Source organism: Stackebrandtia soli (assembly GCF_965137155.1).
Classification (GTDB): Bacteria; Actinomycetota; Actinomycetes; order Mycobacteriales; family Micromonosporaceae; genus Stackebrandtia; species Stackebrandtia soli.
This window is the reverse complement of record NZ_CBCRZX010000016.1, coordinates 30,694-48,178: the sequence shown is the minus strand read 5'-3', so window position 1 is coordinate 48,178 and position 17,485 is coordinate 30,694. Positions and strand designations below refer to the sequence as shown.

The window sequence follows — 17,485 nt, the reverse complement described above, 5'->3', positions numbered from 1 at the left end:
CGTGGTATGTCTGTCCCCGCGTCACCGGCAGTGACACGTGGGGAATCCGCCTCGGATCCACGCGTGGTGCAATCGGTGTGCGCCGCGATCATCGGATCCCTGCTCAGCGTCGGTCAGATCCTCGGCGCCCACGCGTTGGGCGCGTGGGACGGTACCGACCGGACCCACACCGTCGTCGTCAGCGCCCCGATCATGATCTGGACGGTTGCGCTCTCCGTCATACTCGGCTCCGTCGTCCCCCGCGCCATCTATAGAGGGCCGTCTCGCCGCCTGACCCTGTCCGCGATGTCGGCGTTCGGGGCGTCGCTCGCCGCGCCGGTCGCGGCCGCCGTCGCCTCATGGGCGGGCATGTACGGCGGCGACCTCAGCCAGCTCGACGCGGTCCGGCTCGTCTTCCTCGGAGTCGCGCTCGGCTGCGTCGCCTCGGTGACGATTCCACGCGGTCGCACCTTCTATTGGGCCCTGATCGGCTGGTCGTGCGTCGCCTGGGCGCTCCTCGTCGCGGCTTCCACGACGCAACGCCGGGCGCAGCCCGTTCTCGGGGTGCTCGACCCCGGTCCTGACTGGCCGGACGGGAGTCGGCTCTTCCAGGCGCTGCTGGTGGCCGTGTTCTTCTCCGCCGTGATCGGCGCCTTCCTCGGCACCGCCTCCACGGTCTGTCAATGGGGCGTGCCACTCGGGTCGCGCTCCGAGCTGCTGCGATACGTCCCGACGCCGTGGCTCGCGGCGACGATCGGTCCGATCCTGGCGATGGCGTCCTATGTGCTCGCGGGTTTGGCGGGCCATCCCCCGGACGGCGCGGGCCTCGGCGCGACCGCGGTCGCCGTGGTCGGAACGGCCCTCACCGCCGTCGCGGGCAGCGCGATCGCCCGCGCGATGTTCACACCCCGGTGACCCGCCGCGGCCACGCTCGTCGGACAGGAGCGTGGTTTGGCGGCGCGGCTGAGGAAATGCCCGGAGACGACTGGCCGGCTTGCATTCGACGATTGCCTGGGGCACGGTTCTTCCCGTCTCGGATTTGGACCGGATTCATGCGCGCCTTCTGTTGGACGTCAGGGCTTCCCTGACATAGGCGGGCGCCCGAGACCTACGGCTTGGTGGGGCGGCGTACCGGGTGGCCTGAGATTTTCGGCTTGGTGGGGCGGTGTACGCGACCACGGCTTTCTGCAGGGACAGCGCGGAGACCCACCAAGCCGTGAATGAGGACCACGCTGAGCCCGCAGGGTGCAGGTCGGAGCCTTCCTGCGAGCCGGTGGCCCGGTTTCCGGGCTTGGCGGGGCTCGACCACGGCCACCCTGGAACGTCACCTGTCCGCACATCGCCCCGCCAAGCCGAAAGACCGCGGTCACTTGGCAAAGAACGGACACCTGGCGGGCCGAAAAGTATGGCGCCGTCTGGGACCAGTGCTTCCAGACACGCCTTCGGCTGAACGCCAGCGATTCCCGGTGAGAATCAACGCTTTCCATATCCGCAACCTGGCCATGGTCCATGAGCAGGATGGACTCGCAGTCGCCGATAGCCGCTCCTCGGCTCTTGAGCGAGAATGGCCGGACGGACGCTGCCGAAGGAGGTCGGCCGTGAAGGCGAGCCGCAAAGTCGCGACTCAGATCGCAGATCGGGTCATGGTTGTCGGCTGTTCCGGAGCTGGAAAATCCACATTGGCGGTCGAGTTGGGGAGGCGGTACGAGCTCCCGGTGGTGCATCTCGACGCGCACTACTGGCGGCCGGGTTGGGTGCGTCCGTCCGACGAGGAGTGGGCGGCGACCGTTGGCGAGCTCGTCGAGAATCCACGATGGATCCACGATGGGAACTACAACGCGACCCTGCCGGTTCGCCTGCCGAGAGCCGAACTGGTCGTGTTCGTGGACCTGGCGCGGTGGCGTTGTCTCTGGCGGATCACCCGGCGTCGCTTGGCGGGCGCGATGATCCACGACCTGCCGGGTTGTCGCGAGCGATTCGACCTCGACTTCTACCGGTACGTGTGGCGGTTCCCGCGACATAGCAGGAATCGGTTGCTAGACAACCTGAATCGTCATCTCCCGCCCGGCGTCCGACTCGTCCGGCTGCGTTCCCCCCGACAGGTGCGAGGCTTTCTTCGATCCCTGAGCGCGAACTGACACTCGACGGGGACGGGGAAACGAGTTCCGCGAACCGAGTCGGGGGAGGTGACCGCTCCCGTATCGGTCGCCTCCCCCGGCGTTCGTGGTCAGGTGGGTTCGCGCAGCCAGCGGCGGGTGTCGGGGTGACCGAGGCATCCGAGTGCCACGACGGCCAGCCCGAGGTAGGCGAGCCATGCCGTACTGAACGGGTCCATCAGCGCGATGTTGAGCACCGTCGCGATCTGACTGACGACCATGAGTCCGACGACGATCAAATGTCGTGTGTGGAGGGTTAGTGCGGTGATGAGCAACGCCGCCGCGATGACGCCTTGGATGATCACCGTCGTCATGGGGAGACCCTCGGCGAGTTCGGTGAAGCCCGGCACCCGCGACGCGCTCCGCAGTGCGTCCCGTAGTAGGGGCGCGAACGCGAGATCGAATGCGGCGTAGCCGATCTGGAGCCACAGCAGGACACGGAGGGTCGTGACGGACGTCGGTGCGGGTGGGGTGTCGGTCATGGGTCCGTCCTCGTCGTCGCGGGCCGTCAGCGGCTGCACCATTCGGCCGCGTCGCGGCTGGCGAGCGAGCCGAGCAGGATCGCGGCGACGATGATGCCGATGACCACGGCCCAGGCCCCCTGCGCTCCCGAGTTGAGCAGCAGTCCGGCGATGGCGAGACATTCGAGGACGATGGTGGTGATGCGTGCCCACTTGCGACCGTTGCCGATGTTGAGGACGAGGACGACGAGCAGGATCGCGTACAGCACGTAGACGACCAGCAGGATCCCGAGCGCGTCGCTGAGTCCGGCGTTGGCGGCTTGGTCCATCAGGGCGCCGAGGGAGCAGACCGCGATGGCCAGCAGGGCGACCTGAATCCACATGATCACCTGGACCAGGGTGATGACGCTGGGCTTTTCCATTTCGTACGGTTTTGACATGGTGTCGTTCTTCCCGTGGGGTTTCGGCGACCTCGTGTGGTCCGCCATTGACATCACGGTATGTCGACATGTCAATAGGTCTGGGCGATTTCAACTCCACTCGGAGGCGCCTTGATCACGAAGTGCGCGGGGTCCGGGCCCAGGTCCGACCGGCGGAGCCGACGAGCGCCGCGACGGTCAGTCCGCACACGACCGCGGTCGGAACCAGGTCGGGCACGGCCGGGCCGGGGATGAACACGGCGGCCACGACCAGCGCCACCTCCGTCGCGATGGCGATGATCCAGGCGGTCAAGCGGCCCGGTCGTGCCAATTCGACGGCGCAGTACGCCAGGACCGTGGTGATCGCGACGCACACCGCGATGATCGGGATCGTGATCGACGCGGGCGTTCGCGAGCCGATCGCGGCGAGTACACCGCTGAGAGTCACGAAGCCCGCGACGACGGCTTGTATCCACAGGAGAAGAATCGCGAGGAACACGGTCAACGGCCGACCGACCAACTACAGGACCTTTCCGGGGTTGAGGATGCCCAAGGGATCCAAGGCGTCCTTGATGGACCGTTGGACCGCCATCGCGATCGGTCCCGCCTCGTCGGCGAGCCAGTCTCGCTTCAGGAGGCCGACACCGTGTTCGCCCGTGCAGGTGCCGCCCATGTCCAGGGCCATCCGCATGATGTCGTCGAAGGCGGCGCGCCCGGCGGACACGCTGTCCGGGTCGGCGCTGTCGACGATGATGTTCGGGTGGAGGTTTCCGTCGCCCGCGTGCGCGATGACGCCGATCTTGACGCCGTGTCGACGCGCGGTGGCGGCGACTCCGTCGAGCGCCTCGGCGAGTCGGGAGCGAGGCACCGCCACGTCGTCGACGATGACCGTGCCGAGACGTTCGATCGCGGGGTAGGCCAGACGACGGGCCGCGAGCAGCGCGTCGGCCTCCGTCGCGTCGGTCGCTCGGTACACCTCGGTCGCGCCCGCTTCCTCGCACAGTGCGGCGATCTCGTCGAGGTCGGCCTCGACACCGGAATCACTGGCCGCCAACAATAGTGCGGCCGCGCTCGTGTCGAGTCCCATCGGTCGGTAGTCCTCAATGGCTCGCAAGTGGACGTCGTCGATCAGTTCGAGCAGGCTCGGCACCGATCCGGCGGCCGTGATGGCGGTGACGGCCGCTCCGGCGTCCGTGGTGGACGGGAAGACGGCCGCAAGCGTCAACGCCTGACGCGGGATCGGCTGCAGTTTCAGGACGATTCGGGTGATGACGCCGAGCGTGCCTTCGCTCCCGCAGAAGAGGCGGACGAGGTCGTAGCCGGCGACGCCCTTGGCGGTGCGTCGCCCACAGGTCATGACCTCCCCGGAGGCGAGTACGACCTCGAGCTCCAGGACGTACTCGGTGGTGACGCCGTACTTCACGCAGCACATGCCGCCGGCGTTGGTGGCGACGTTTCCGCCGATCGTCGACGATTCGAACGAACCGGGATCGGGGGCGTAACGCAGCCCGTGTTCGGCGGCGGCGCGTGAGACCGCGGCGTTGACGACGCCCGGTTGAACCACGGCGATCCGGTTGACCGGGTCGATCTCGATGATCTTGTTCATCGCCTGTGTGGACAGCAGGACGCAACCGTCGATCGCGTTCGCCGCGCCGGACAGACCGGTGCGGGCTCCCTGCGTGACGACGGGGGTGCCGGTCTCGGCGGCGACGCGGATGACCGCGGCCACCTGCTCGGTGTTCTCCGGCCGCACGAGGACGGCGGGCGTTCCCGCTTCGCACAGGCCGGCCTCGTCTCGGGCGTGCGTGGCGAGGATGTCCGGGTCGGTGAGGACGGCGTTGGGGGGCAGCGCGGCCCGGAGTCGTTCGAGCATGTGCCGAATACTGCCACGGAGACCCGATTCGCGAGGACCCCGGGAACGGCTTCGGGCGTTGTGTCGGGAGGAACTCGTCGGTTTCGAGGAGGTCATGGGTTACGGGATGCCCGGTTACCTGCGCGACGGGACGGCCGAGTTCGGGTTCGCCAGTCAGAAGCGGTACATCTCGATCTATGTCGTTCGCACGGACGTCTGCGCCGATTTCGCCGCCGAGCTCGCCGGGCACGACATGGGCAAGGGTTGTCTTCGGTTCCGCAATCCGTCGAAGATCGACTTCGATCTGGTCCGCAGACTGCTGCGAGCGACGGCCGCGACGACCGGGCCGGTCTGCTGAGTCTCGCGGTGCGCGGACGCGACCTGACGTTCACGGTTGGTGAGCGGTGGTTCTTTCCCGGTACGAGGGTCTTGGCAAAGCGGGCGAGCGACGTTACGGTGTGACGCAGCCCCCCGGCTCTCGTCGTGGTGCTTTCTACTCGGATCGTCCGGCACGTTCCTGCCGGTGGAAGGACACACAATGGCTACGGTCACCTACAAGGGTGCCTCGCGGATCTACCCCGGAACCGCCAAGCCCGCCGTCGACAAGCTCGACCTGGAAATCCAGGATGGTGAATTCCTCGTTCTCGTCGGCCCCTCGGGCTGCGGAAAGTCGACCAGCCTGCGCATGCTCGCCGGCCTCGAAGACGTCGACCAGGGTTCGATCTTCATCAACGACACCGACGTGTCGAACCTGCCCCCGAAGGCGCGCGACATCGCGATGGTCTTCCAGAACTACGCGCTGTACCCGCACATGACCGTCTTCGACAACATGGCGTTCGCGTTGAAGCTCCGCCGCACCCCCCGGGCCGAGATCCGTGAGCGGGTCCTCGAGGCGGCGAAGCTGCTCGACCTCGAGGAGTACCTCAGCCGCAAGCCGAAGGCGCTCTCCGGTGGTCAGCGTCAGCGGGTCGCGATGGGTCGCGCGATCGTGCGTCAGCCCCAGGTCTTCCTCATGGACGAGCCACTGTCCAACTTGGACGCCAAGCTCCGGGTGCAGACCCGTTCGCAGATCGCCTCTCTCCAGAAGCGCCTCGAAGTGACGACCGTGTACGTCACGCACGACCAGGTCGAGGCGCAGACGATGGGTCACCGCGTAGCCGTGCTGAAGGACGGCCTGTTGCAGCAGGTCGACACCCCGCGCAAGCTCTACGACGAGCCCGCGAACGTCTTCGTCGCCGGCTTCATCGGTTCCCCCGCGATGAACATCAAGACCGTCGAGCTCACCGAGGAGGGCGCGCAGTTCGGCGACGTCACGATCCCGCTGACGCGCGAGCGCCGCGAAGCCGCCGCCGAGGGCCGCGCCGACGGCGAGAAGGCGTCGATCACGCTGGGGATTCGTCCCGAGGACTGCACTCTCGGCACCGCCGACTCGGGCGGCATCGCCGTCGAGGTCGACCTTGTCGAGGAGCTCGGTTCGGACGCGTACGTCTACGGGCACGCGGTCTACAGCAAGGGCACCGAGCGGTTCGTCGTCCGGACCGACGGCCGGACCGTCCCGGGCCTCGGCGAGACCGTGCACGTCGTCCCCGAGCCGGGTCGTGAGCACGTGTTCCACGCCGACAGCGGACTGCGCATCGGCTAGAGGTCGCGCTCGGCGGTCGAGCTGACCACCCGAGTCCCAACGTTCACGGTGCCCCGTCCGGTTTCGGACGGGGCACCGTCGTGTCGTCAGCGTGCGCGTCGGACGTCGGCCAGGTCGCCGGGCGACCCGCCCGAGACGGACCCGCCGAGCGGGATCGAGCCGAGCAGGTCCGCCGTCATGCCCGGCGAACCCGCCTCCGCGATCTCCGCCTCGCCGCCGGCCTCGGTCGTCGTACCCGCTCCCGTCGCCGGCCCTCCCGCCGGTCGAGCGCCGATGACGGCCCCCGTCGTCGGTGACGCGACCACTGCCGCGGGCGCGGTCGCCAGCGCGGCCCCCAGCCCGACGGCGAGAATCCCAGCCCCGAGCGCGGCGCGCGTGATGTGCCGCATGTCAGTCCCCCAATCAATCGTGTGTCCCGGTTTCAACGACCCAGGGCGGGTTTTGGGAACCCTCTCCGTCCCGCCCGCGCCGAGCCGCGCCGTTACGACGGCGTTGGTGGACCTGGTGGACGTCGAGCGATACGCGTCCACCGGAGCCCAGCTTGCACGCCCGGTCGTTCCGTCGCCCCAGGTCGTCGTCCGTAGTCAAGCTATGGGGTAACGGGGCGCCCGGCTGGTGTTTCGCGATCGTCGGTTCACGCCCCGCCACCGGACCTTTTGTCGACAAGGGAGTGTCTATGATGATTAATACTCGCTAGTGACCTAAGTCACCGAAGCCTTGGGCTACCGTCCGTAGTGCCACTACGATCAGTTCGTGTCCCCGGTATCGCTGCGCCGCAATGTGTCTCGTGATCATGTCATCGTCTGTGGCGATGACGGCATGTCGTTTCGGCTCGTGGAAGAGCTGGTGCACCGCCACAACGAGGCCGTCACGGTCATCCTGCCGTCGAAGCGCCGCAACCACGGCCCGCAGATCTCGCGGGTGCCGACCGTGCGCGTCGTCGAGAACGAGCAACTCGACGCCGACGCGTTCACCGCCGCCCGCATCGGGCACGCGAAGGCGCTCGCGCTCATGGTGCAGGACGACGTCGGCAACATCCACGCGGCCATGAGAGCCCTGGAGATCACCGACATTCGCGTCGTCGTCCGCGTCTACAACACCGGCCTCGGCACCAAGATCGAAGGACTCCTCGGCGACTGCGTCCTCCTGTCCGACGCCTCGATGGCGACACCCTCCTTCGTGGCCGCCGCGTTGGGGCAGGTCGAGCCCCGCTACCTCTCGATCGGCGATCGGACGGTCTTCGTCACGACTCCGCAGGCCGCGCGTTCCAACGATCCGGTGTGGCCCATCTCGTCCGCGGAGAGCGAGATCCTGCTTCCCGGTGACGACGTGTCCGCCGACCTGGTCATCACCGCGACGGCGCGCCGTCCGCGTCGGCTCGGCGAACGATCCCGGCACCGGGTTCGACGGCTGTTCAGTCGGTTCTGGGACGAGATGCGCGAGATCCTCGACCGCAAACTCCGTTTCGTCACGCTGTTCCTGGTGCTCGTCATAGCGGCCGGGACCTTCCTGATCTGGGACTTCCACGACCAGTACGACCAGACGAAGTCGATCTCGTGGGCGACGGCCGTCTACATCACGCTGCTCGCGGCGGCCGGCGGCATCGACCCCGACCTGGCAGCACCCGCCGCCGAGAAGTTCGCGCACACGCTGGTGTCCTTCGCCGGGGTGCTGCTCGTCCCCGTCTTCACCGCATCCATAGTGGAGAACATGGTCGGTCGGAAGCTGGCGATGGAGGCCGGCCGCCTGCGCGGTCCGATCAGCGACCACGTCATCGTCGTCGGACTCGGCAATGTCGGCACGCAGATCGCGACCCAGCTCAACGCGCTCGGCGTGCCCGTCGTGGCCATCGAACGGGACGAGCGGTCGCGCGGTGTCGACGCCGCGAAGGGCCAGGGCATCCCGGTCGTCTACGGCGACGCGAGCCAGCTGGAGACGCTCGAGTCGGCACAGGCGCGGACGTGCCGCGCGTTGATCGCCGTCACGAGCAACGACATCGTCAATCTGGAGGCGGCCCTGCACGCGCGCGAGATGCGCGACGACTTGAAGACCGTGTTGCGGCTTTTCGAACCGGATCTCGCCGAGCGGGTGCAACGCAAGTTCGGACTGTCCTCGTTGAGCGTCGCCGGGGTCGCCGCGGCCGAGTTCGCCGCCGCGATGACGGATCAAACCGTCAAGGGCTCGATTCCGGTCGGCCGACACCTGCTGCTCGTCGGGGAGGTGACCATCGAAGCGGAATCCGATTTGGATGGTCACCCGGTGAGCGAGGTCGCCATGGACGGACACCTGCGGGTCATGGCCCTGTCAAAGGGGAACGGCCTGATGTGGGCTCCGCATCCGAACCTGGTGATGACCCCGGGCGACCGGTTGTTCGTGCTCGCCACCAGGCGCGGCCTATCGACTCTTGTCAATATAGCCAAGGTGTCGCAGGAGCCGGAACCGGCGCAGCGGCCCATTGTCCCGCCGCAGAATTTTCGTTTTTAGTCCGTCACAGGGCGTGGCTTATCGTCTGTTGGCTCGTTGATAAAACGGAAGGCGCGACCAACGCGCGTCCCCACCGGCATTCAGCGAGATTCGCAACGACAAGGAGGCCACATGAAGCGGACCGCCACCTTCGTGGCGCTGGGGCTGTTCGCCGCCTCGGTCCCGTTTCTCATCGGATACGGCGCCGACGCCGGCGCCGAGGACGTCAGTCCGAAGCCCGAGTCCGCGTCGACGGGGACGCTCGACATCGGCACCACCGAGCTCCTCGACCTCGACTTGACCAAGGTCGCGCAGCCCGAGCGGGTCCTGCACTACCCCGGCTCCGACTACGTCAAGGTCCACTTCGAGCGGTTGGTGCTGCTCCCCGGCGACTACGTCACGGTGGCCAACCCGGACGGCACCGAGAGCTACCGCTACGAGAGCAGCCTCGAATCGAACTGGGCGACCTCGATCACCGGTGACACGGCGGTCGTCACTCTGCACACGACAAAGGGGGTCGCGTCGACCGCTGTCGGCGCGGTCGGTGCGCAGATCGACAAGGTCGCCCGCAGCTTCACGCCCGAGGAGATGGCAGAGCGAGACGATCGGCGCCCCGAGAGCCTGTGCGGCGGAGACGACCAACTCGACGCGGAGTGCTACCGCGAAAGTGAACCCAAGATCTACGCCAACGCGGATCCGGTGGCCCGGCTCCTCATCAACGGCACCACCCTGTGCACGGCGTTCCGCGTCGGCGAGAACAACCGGATGCTGACGAACAACCACTGCTTCGACTCCACGACCACGGCTCGCAGCACCGAAGTCTGGTTCAACTACCGGTGTCCCACCTGCGGTGGCGCCGGCGTCGAACAGCCGGTCAAGGTCCGGGGCGACAAGGTCTTCGCCACCGACCGCACCTACGACTTCACGCTCTTCAGCGTCGACGACTTCAACGCCATCGAGAAGTTCGGTTCGCTCAAACTCGCGAACCGGCAGGCGAAGGCCGGCGAGAAGCTGTACATCCCGCAGAACCCAGGCGGCGCACCGACTCAGATCGCACTCAACTCCGATGTGGAGGGCGGTTCCTGTCGAGTCGACGACCCGACCTTCGACGGCTACGCGACGGACTCGGACGTCTCCTACCACTGCGACACCGAGTTCGGTTCCTCCGGATCACCGGTCCTGTCGCGGGAAACGCACGAGGTCATCGCGCTGCACCACTTCGGAGGGTGCCCGAACTCGGGCGTCCGCTCGGATCGCCTGATCTCGATGCTCAACGGACTACTCTAAGACGGCTCGGCGGCCGGGGCACAGGCCGCCATCCGTCACACGTGGGGCGCGGCATTTCCGGGGGGCTATATCGCGTCACCACGCAAGGGCGNCGCCTGCGATGCAGGCGGCGCCCTTGAACTCGTAGAGGTTCCGGTCAGCGTGGCTTCGACTGTGGAAGCCCCATGACCGGAACCTCTATCCGTACTACTTCTTCGCGGTCGCCTTCTTGGCGGCCGGCTTCCGCGTGGCCTTCTTGGCCGCGGGCTTCTTCGTCTCCGGGAGAAGCTCGGCCTCGACCGGGTCGGTCTGCGGCTCGTCGTGCTTGCCCGTGATCGTCGCGATGACCCTGATCGGGCTGCGCTCACCGGCGGCGACGCGCTCCCCGCGCTCCACCAGCTCGGCGTACGTGTCGGCGGCCTTCTCCCGCGCCTCCTTGGCCTTCTCGCTCAGCGAGGCGGCCGTGTCGGACGCGGTCTTCTTGACCGTCTCGCCGTCGAGATTGCGCAAGGTCTCGATGCGGTCCATGATGCCGTCGCGAACGGCCTCCACGTGTTCATCCATCTTGGACTTGTTGCGGAGTTCGTCGAGCTTGGCCGGGATCTTCTTCAGCTGCTCGACGACGGCGTCGCCCGCGCCGGCCGCCGCGTACAGAGGACCTGGAAGCTTCGGTGTGGTGGTCATGTCATCTCCTACTCGGTGCTGTCGGTGTTCGTCGGGCGCGCGACGTTGCGCTTGCGTGCCCTGGCCCGCCCCGCCCTCGACGCCGTCGGCGTCACGGGAGTGGTCGTCTCGGGGGCTTCCGGCGCCGGTGCGGCCGAATCGGCTTTCGTCGGTTCGGGCTCGGCGTCGTCGGAAGCCGGTGTGGTTTCGGGTGTGACGTGCAGTTCCGCCGCGATGTCGTCGGCGGCCTCCGCCACGTCCTGATCGGTGACCACGACGTCAGCGTCGGGGTCGTCATCGAGATCGGTTCCCTCGTTGCGAATGTTCTCGCGACGGAACGCCTCGTAGATCTCGGTCAGCGTCTGCTTCTGCCGGGTCGTCAGGCCCGTGTCGGCGGCGATCGCGGCGAGAGCGCCGGGCCCGTCCTTCTGGTTCAGCAGTCCGGCTCGCAGGTACATCAACGGCGTCGAGACCTTCAACGCGTTGGCGATCTGCTGAAGTACCTCGGCGCTGGGTTTGCGCAGCCCGCGCTCGATCTGGCTGAGGTATGGGTTGGAGACGCCCGCCTGGTCGGCGAGCTGCCGCAGCGACACCTTCGCGTTGCGCCGCATGTCGCGAATGAACGTTCCGATATCTCTTTCGGCCATGTTCTCGACCATAGGTCGATTCGCTAGCAATTGCAAGCAAAACGCTTGCAAAAGTTTGTCTCACTATCTCAGGTCGTGCGAGGCCGCCGCAGCCGATCTGCTGGGTAACGAGACGAACTGTCGTGTTGCGTTTCTCTCCGCGGGCACTGGTGAGGCGGGTGGGGAGGGCGAGGACGGGCGTCGGCGATCGGGCAAGATCGTCGCGTGGCGACTCTCGGAATGATCACGCTCGTTGTCGACGACTACGACACGGCGATCCAGCACTACGTCAACGACCTCGGCTTCACCCTCGTGGAGGACACGCCGCTCGGCGAGGGGAAGCGATGGGTCGTCGTCGAGCCCGGCCCCGGTGGGGCCCGGCTCCTCCTCGCTCCGGCGACGACGGCCGCGCAGCGCGCCGCGATCGGTTCTCCGGCGGGCGGACGCGTCGCGTTCTTCCTGTACACCGACGACTTCGACGCCGACTACGAGCGCTTCCGAGCGGGCGGCGTCACCTTCGAAGGTCCCGTTCGGGACGAGGTGTACGGCAAGGTCGTCGTCTTCGCCGACGCGTACGGCAATCGCTGGGACTTCATCCAGCGTCGGTAGGGGCGTGCCGTGGTGTCCAGGTCATGCTTCCTGGTCACCCTCGACGTGTGCGGCGTATCCGCGCTTCTCACTCGTGCGTCGATGCGTCCACCAGTAGACCGCCCCCGTCGCGGTGGCGATTCCGGTCAGGACGACCGCCGGAACGAAACCGACGTGGTGCGCGACGAGTTCGACGGCCAACCAGGTCTCGCCGTTCGGGTCCAGCAACAGGACGGCGACGAACAGGCCCGAGACCACGAAGGTGAATCCGTACAGCAACCACTGGACACCGCGCCGTGGCTCCAGCCTTCGATTGACTACGCGGGCCGCCGTGACGATCCGCCGAACGCGCATCACGCGAAGCGTCCCGACGACGAAGGCCAGCCTCAACAACTGCGCGGGTCCGAGCGTGAAGAGCACCGCCGGAACCGACAACAACGCGACCGCACACGTCCATTTATGACGCTTGAGCCAGCCGAGTCGGTCGGTCGACAGGACGAACAGAATCAGCCACTCGAACCACAGCACCCCGGCCGCGATCCAGTCCACCACGAAGCCGACGGTCGCCCACGTGCCGTTCCCCCACGCCGCCAGGAACACCGCGGGGACCGAGGCGATGGCGGCGACGGTCACCGGGGCGGCGAGGCGGGACTCGATGCGGACCACCAAGGGCGGACCGGGCACAGTAGGCATCGATAGTTGACGATACCGGACGTCGCGTCCGCCAACCCTCGACGATCCGCGCGGCCCGTCGCTGTGGTCCCCCGTTCTTGCTCGTGGCCGTCTTCTGCGGCTTGGTGGGTCTCCCTTCCTGTTTGGCGGTTCGTGTTGCGGCTCCGTACGCCGCCCCACCAAGCCGTAAGTCTCTGGCCACCCGGCTCCCACCGGGAATCTTTGGCAGTCAACAGAAGGGCACTCGTCGAGATTGAGGGGCCGACCCAGCTCAGCTGCCCAGTCGCCGGTCTGTTGCGGCGGACCGGCAGGCGGTCATTGTCGTCCTCGCCGGGTGGCCGCAGACTTTCGGCTTGGCGAGGCGATGTACGGGGGTGTGTCTTTCTGCGGTGACGGTGGTCGAGCCCCTCCAAGCCGGGGGACCGGGCCACCGCCCTACCGGAGGAAACCCGGTCGACTGCGCGAGTTTGTGGCCTGGACGTGGTCGCCTTCTGCGGCTTGGTGGGTCTCTCTTCCTGTTCGGTGGTTCGGGTCGCGGCCCCGTACGCCGCCCCACCAAGCCGAAAAGTCTCGGGCCACCCAGCAGAGACGGACAGGTCCGCTCGTACGCCCCGCCAAGCCGTAAGTCTCTGGCCACTCGGCATGACGCCCCACCAAGCCGTGGTGCCCAGGGGCACCGCTTGGGGAATCGGGTGATTCCGTCGGGCGGGCGATGGACGGACTCGTCAGCCGAGGCCGCGCGCGGCCAGTGCCGCCGCGACGTCCACTATGCCCGCCCCCGCGGCCGACTCGGGGTCGACGCAACCGGTCAGTCCTTCCTCGTTGATCGGACTCGCGGTGTCCCGCAGCAGTTCCCTGGTGGCGGCCGGATCGCCGAGCAGTTCCGGATCGGCCGACCACAGCAGCGCGACAACCCCCGCGACGTGCGGCGCCGCCATGGACGTGCCGGGCAAGCGTCCGTAACCGTCGCCGGGAAGCGCCGAAAGGATGCCCGCCCCGCCTGCCGTGTCCTGGCCCGGCGCCGCGATGTCGGGTTTCGAGACCTGGACCCCGTCGACGGTCGCCGGGCCACGACTCGAGAAGGACGTGACGCGGTCCGAGCCATCGACCGCGCCCACCGCGAAGGCGTCCGGGTAGCCGACCGGTTCGGTGTCCGCCGAACCGCAGGCCGGCCCGCTGTTTCCCGCGGCGACGACGAAGAACACTCCGGCCGCGTCGAACGCCGCGATCGCCTGCCCGAACACGTCACCCGCGCAACCCTCGATACCGGGGCAGCCCCACGAGTTCGACACGATGTGCGGCGCCCGAGTCGGATCCCCGTCGGAGAACGGGTCCTCTCCCGGCGCGTACGGGGCCAGCATGAACTGTAGACATTCCACATAGTCCGCCGGGTTGCCCGCGTTGCGGGGCAGGTTCGCGCAGCCCATCCACGTCGCGTCCGGCGCGACACCGATGCCGTCCGAGCCGACGGCGATGCCCGCCACGTGTGTTCCGTGGCCGTTCGGGTCGATGGGGCTCGTCGTTCCGTTGACCGGGTCCGCCCAGGAGTCGTCCCCGCCGCGATACGCCGAGGCGAGCGCCGGGTGTCGCGCGTCGACCCCGGAGTCCGGGATGCCGATAGTGATGCCGTCGCCGGTCACGCCCCGCTCCCAGGCCACGGGCGCGCCGATCTGGTCGATGTTCGGTTGCACGGTGGGCTGGTCCGTCATGGCGTGACCGGTGATCGGCGCCGGGGTCACCCGGGACGGCCGGTTTCGCGGGTTGACGAGGACGGTGCGGACGTCGTCGCGATCGGCGATCCAGTCCCGGGCCAGGATCGAGGCGTCCACGCGCAAGGCGTTGACGAGGTACATGGGCGTGTACGCGATGCCGCGCCGGTCGAGTTCCGCCCGGAGTGGTTCCTGGGTGCGTTCGGCGGTGGTCTTGAGTCGATCATGGACGATTGTCAGGCGTTCGGTCCGCGTGCCCTCCACGCCGGATAGATCCGCCTGCTCGTCGAGGACGACGAACAGCTCCTCGCCGTGGAAACCGGGCTGGCTGAAGGAGTACACGGCGCCGACGCCTGCCGCGACGACGATGGCGCAGCCCGCCGCGACGGCCGGAATCGCGGACCACCGGCGGCCCTGCCACGTCAAGGCGGCTCCCGCGAGCCAAGCGATCACAATGGACGCGCCGATCGCGAACGGTTGCCACGAGGTGTGCTCGGGCCCGAACACCAACGGCAGGAACTCGTCCGCGTCCGTGAACAGCAGCGGCCCGGCGACGGCGGGACCGACGACGGCCGCGACGATCCGCCCCGTGGCGTCAGTTCGGGTCACGAGCGCGGCGATCGCGTACCCGAGGGCGGGCAGGATCAACATCGGCAGCAGTGTCACACCCGTCGCCCCGACGGCGCCGGACAGCGGCACCAGACCGACGGCCACGGCCGTTCCGCCCCCGAGAACGCGCACGACCGTTGAGGACTCGGCGAATCGGGCCCAGAACCGGTCACCGAACACGACGCCCGCGCACCCGGCGAACGCCGCCGCCGTCACGAGCCCGATCGCGAGGTCCGCCGGATCACCCAGTGACGACAGGAACGGCCACGGGAGCAGGGCGAGACCGCCGACGCACAGCCCGAGCCCCACCGCGCCAGGGGAACGACGTTGTCCAGTCCACCTGGCTCTGCCGGTTCGGCGCCCCAGGAACCAGCCGACGATCGCGATGACGGCGAATCCAGCCGCCTGCAACAGGAGCGTCACCTGGTCCGTCGGCAACGGCGCGAGCCGGGATGCCGCGAACACCGCCATGATCGCTGCGGCCGTCACCCACGCCGTCCCGACGCCGCGCAGCGCGGGAGACAGTCGAGCGAACAGCAACGGCGCCGCCAACAACAGCGCGAGAACCGCGGCGATGGCGGTGAGCGTCCACGTGATCGGCCCCGTCCACGGCTGGTCGGCCACGAACGCGGCCTGTGCGATGACCCACTCCGCCGCGGCGCCGACGATCGCGAGCAACACGATCGCGAAGCCGACGACGATCGCGTAGGCGAGTGCCACCGCCTTCCAGGCGGACGAACTCGGCGCGGCCGTTGACTGCTGTTGAGCACCCTCATTCACGGGGCAAGTCTATGGCCCGGCCGGTCTCGCGCCCATCCGAGAAACACCCGGAGAAACCTTCGGGCCGCGACGATTCGCGGGTCCACCGGTGCGCGAAACCGCCTGACAGCAACACTTCCGGGTTCGATCGACGCGCGGGCACGGCTGTCCGGCTGGAGGTCGCGCAGTCCGTCAGGGCGCCGTATCGCCGCGGAGACCGCCCCTTCCGGTAACGCCCCAGTGATGCGCCGTCCCACCCAGCCGTGATCTTCCTCGGCTCGCGTCGAACTTCGAGGCGAACACCCACCTCAAAGCGGGTCCGAACTCGCCCTGGGTAGCCCGTTCGCGACCGTGCTCCTCCCGAGTGACATGGCGAACCTTCGCCAAGGGGACGGCAGCGGCTACGGTAAACGGTGTGCGAAGCAACCCGAGCGTTTCCCGAAACACGGCCGGCGAGCTCTCCGCGCGGCGACGCGCGGACGACCTGGACCGCATGCGCGATGAGCATTTCGACGTGCTCGTCATCGGCGGCGGTGTCACCGGCACGGGGGCCGCGTTGGACGCGGCCAGCCGTGGGCTGAAGGTCGCCCTCGTCGAGGCGCGTGACTTCGCGGCCGGGACGTCGAGCCGTTCCAGCAAGCTCATCCACGGCGGTCTCCGGTACCTCGAGCAGTTCGAATTCGGGCTTGTTCACGAAGCGCTCACCGAACGCGATCTGCTGAGCCGTCGCCTCGCCCCGCATCTGGTGCGGCCGTTGCCCTTCCTGGCACCCCTGTACGGGCGGGTCTGGCAGCGCGCCTACTACGGCGCCGGTCTGGCGCTGTACGACACGCTCGCGGCCACCCTCGGAAAGGGTGGCGGACTGCCCCGCCACCGACATCTGTCCAAGAAGGCCACACGGCGGGTCTTCCCGGGTCTCGACGGCGACGGGCTCACCGGCGCGGTTCAGTACTACGACGCGCAGACCGACGACGCCCGTTTCGTCGTCACGCTCGCCCGCACCGCGGCGTCCTATGGGGTCGCCGTCGCGACATCGACGCGCGTCGTCGGCTTGAACCGGGACGCCCGCCAGGTGACGGGCGCGCGCGTGCGCGATCTCGAGAGTGGCGAGGAGTTCGACATCTCCGCCACGACCGTCATCGCCGCCACGGGTGTGTGGAGCAACGACCTGACGGAAATGCTCGGTTCCAAAGTGGGCCTTCGGGTGCGCGCGAGCAAGGGCGTGCATCTCGTCGTCCGGCGCAGCGCCATCTCGGGCGACAGCGCCGTCATTCTGCGCACCGCCTCCAGCGTTCTGTTCATCCTTCCGTGGGGCGGCCACTGGATCATCGGGACGACCGACACGGATTGGGCCCTCAACCGGGACCATCCGGCGGCGTCCGCGATCGACGTCGCGTACCTCCTCGAACTCGTCAACCGCTCCCTCGACAAACCACTGTCGATAGACGATGTGGAGGGTGTCTACGCCGGACTGCGACCGTTGCTGTCCGGCGAGGACGAGGACACGTCCGCCCTGTCCCGCGAGCACGCCGTCGTCGAGCCGATGTTGGGGCTGTTGATCGTGACCGGCGGCAAGTTCACGACCTATCGGATCATGGCGCGCNACGCCGTGAACCAGGCG

General features: G+C 68.1%; 16 protein-coding genes and 1 pseudogene. 8 read left to right on the top strand and 9 right to left on the bottom strand.

All coding sequences use genetic code 11. The features are described from left to right. The first annotated feature begins 63 nt into the window (after positions 1-63). Together ACM9NP_RS11680 and ACM9NP_RS11675 are read left to right on the top strand one after the other, a co-directional pair. Positions 64-894 (top strand): hypothetical protein, encoded by an 831-nt coding sequence (locus ACM9NP_RS11680; protein ID WP_415646680.1) that lies wholly within the window; start codon positions 64-66, stop codon positions 892-894. A 683-nt stretch (positions 895-1,577) separates the two neighbouring features. Then, the gene (locus tag ACM9NP_RS11675) at positions 1,578-2,117 is read left to right on the top strand and encodes a P-loop NTPase family protein (protein WP_415646679.1); all 540 of its coding nucleotides are present in this window, start codon (positions 1,578-1,580) and stop codon (positions 2,115-2,117) included. Positions 2,118-2,206: 89 nt separating this feature from the next. Here the strand turns inward: ACM9NP_RS11675 and ACM9NP_RS11670 are convergent, their stop codons facing one another. The 4 genes from ACM9NP_RS11670 to ACM9NP_RS11655 all read right to left on the bottom strand — a co-directional run bounded on the left by ACM9NP_RS11670 (position 2,207) and on the right by ACM9NP_RS11655 (position 4,897). After that, positions 2,207-2,617 carry a hypothetical protein gene (locus ACM9NP_RS11670; RefSeq protein ID WP_415646678.1) on the bottom strand — a complete coding sequence of 137 codons (411 nt, stop codon included), beginning with the start codon at positions 2,615-2,617 and terminating at the stop codon, positions 2,207-2,209. Positions 2,618-2,643: 26 nt separating this feature from the next. Beyond that, on the bottom strand, positions 2,644-3,036 hold the full coding sequence (locus ACM9NP_RS11665; RefSeq protein WP_415646677.1) for a hypothetical protein: 393 nt from the start codon (positions 3,034-3,036) through the stop codon (positions 2,644-2,646). Positions 3,037-3,151: 115 nt separating this feature from the next. Further along, positions 3,152-3,535, bottom strand: coding sequence for a hypothetical protein (locus ACM9NP_RS11660; protein WP_415646676.1), 384 nt, complete (start codon positions 3,533-3,535; stop codon positions 3,152-3,154). After that, positions 3,536-4,897: an FAD-binding oxidoreductase gene (locus ACM9NP_RS11655; RefSeq protein ID WP_415646711.1), complete on the bottom strand. Its 1,362-nt coding sequence runs from the start codon at positions 4,895-4,897 to the stop codon at positions 3,536-3,538. On the opposite strand from ACM9NP_RS11655, the gene ACM9NP_RS11650 reads away from it, so the two are divergent. Together ACM9NP_RS11650 and ACM9NP_RS11645 are read left to right on the top strand one after the other, a co-directional pair. Next, entirely contained in the window at positions 4,887-5,225 is a 339-nt protein-coding gene (locus ACM9NP_RS11650; protein ID WP_415646675.1) for a DUF1801 domain-containing protein, read from the top strand. The two genes, ACM9NP_RS11655 and ACM9NP_RS11650, sit on opposite strands and share 11 nt — an antisense overlap. A gap of 180 nt (positions 5,226-5,405) precedes the next feature. Further along, positions 5,406-6,509, top strand: a complete 1,104-nt coding sequence (locus ACM9NP_RS11645; RefSeq protein ID WP_415646674.1) for an ABC transporter ATP-binding protein — start codon at positions 5,406-5,408, stop codon at positions 6,507-6,509. A gap of 86 nt (positions 6,510-6,595) precedes the next feature. On the opposite strand, the gene ACM9NP_RS11640 is transcribed toward ACM9NP_RS11645, so the two are convergent. Next, the gene (locus tag ACM9NP_RS11640; protein ID WP_415646673.1) at positions 6,596-6,898 is read right to left on the bottom strand and encodes a hypothetical protein; all 303 of its coding nucleotides are present in this window, start codon (positions 6,896-6,898) and stop codon (positions 6,596-6,598) included. 364 nt (positions 6,899-7,262) lie between these two features. Between ACM9NP_RS11640 and ACM9NP_RS11635 the strand changes: the two genes are divergently transcribed. Beyond that, entirely contained in the window at positions 7,263-8,993 is a 1,731-nt protein-coding gene (locus tag ACM9NP_RS11635; protein ID WP_415646672.1) for an NAD-binding protein, read from the top strand. A 111-nt stretch (positions 8,994-9,104) separates the two neighbouring features. Further along, on the top strand, positions 9,105-10,259 hold the full coding sequence (locus ACM9NP_RS11630) for a trypsin-like serine peptidase (protein ID WP_415646671.1): 1,155 nt from the start codon (positions 9,105-9,107) through the stop codon (positions 10,257-10,259). A 186-nt stretch (positions 10,260-10,445) separates the two neighbouring features. Here the strand turns inward: ACM9NP_RS11630 and ACM9NP_RS11625 are convergent, their stop codons facing one another. Then, positions 10,446-10,922 carry a hypothetical protein gene (locus tag ACM9NP_RS11625; RefSeq protein ID WP_415646670.1) on the bottom strand — a complete coding sequence of 159 codons (477 nt, stop codon included), beginning with the start codon at positions 10,920-10,922 and terminating at the stop codon, positions 10,446-10,448. A gap of 8 nt (positions 10,923-10,930) precedes the next feature. After that, positions 10,931-11,560: a helix-turn-helix domain-containing protein gene (locus ACM9NP_RS11620; RefSeq protein ID WP_415646669.1), complete on the bottom strand. Its 630-nt coding sequence runs from the start codon at positions 11,558-11,560 to the stop codon at positions 10,931-10,933. A 192-nt stretch (positions 11,561-11,752) separates the two neighbouring features. Between ACM9NP_RS11620 and ACM9NP_RS11615 the strand changes: the two genes are divergently transcribed. Further along, positions 11,753-12,136 (top strand): VOC family protein, encoded by a 384-nt coding sequence (locus ACM9NP_RS11615; RefSeq protein WP_415646668.1) that lies wholly within the window; start codon positions 11,753-11,755, stop codon positions 12,134-12,136. A 21-nt stretch (positions 12,137-12,157) separates the two neighbouring features. Here ACM9NP_RS11615 and ACM9NP_RS11610 read toward each other — a convergent pair whose 3' ends face one another. Next, on the bottom strand, positions 12,158-12,808 hold the full coding sequence (locus ACM9NP_RS11610) for a metal-sensitive transcriptional repressor family protein (RefSeq protein WP_415646667.1): 651 nt from the start codon (positions 12,806-12,808) through the stop codon (positions 12,158-12,160). A gap of 704 nt (positions 12,809-13,512) precedes the next feature. Next, positions 13,513-15,885, bottom strand: coding sequence for a S8 family serine peptidase (locus tag ACM9NP_RS11605; RefSeq protein WP_415646666.1), 2,373 nt, complete (start codon positions 15,883-15,885; stop codon positions 13,513-13,515). 472 nt (positions 15,886-16,357) lie between these two features. Between ACM9NP_RS11605 and ACM9NP_RS11600 the strand changes: the two are divergent. Further along, a pseudogene (locus tag ACM9NP_RS11600) lies at positions 16,358-17,467 on the top strand (glycerol-3-phosphate dehydrogenase/oxidase); the annotation flags it as partial. Positions 17,468-17,485: the final 18 nt, after the last annotated feature.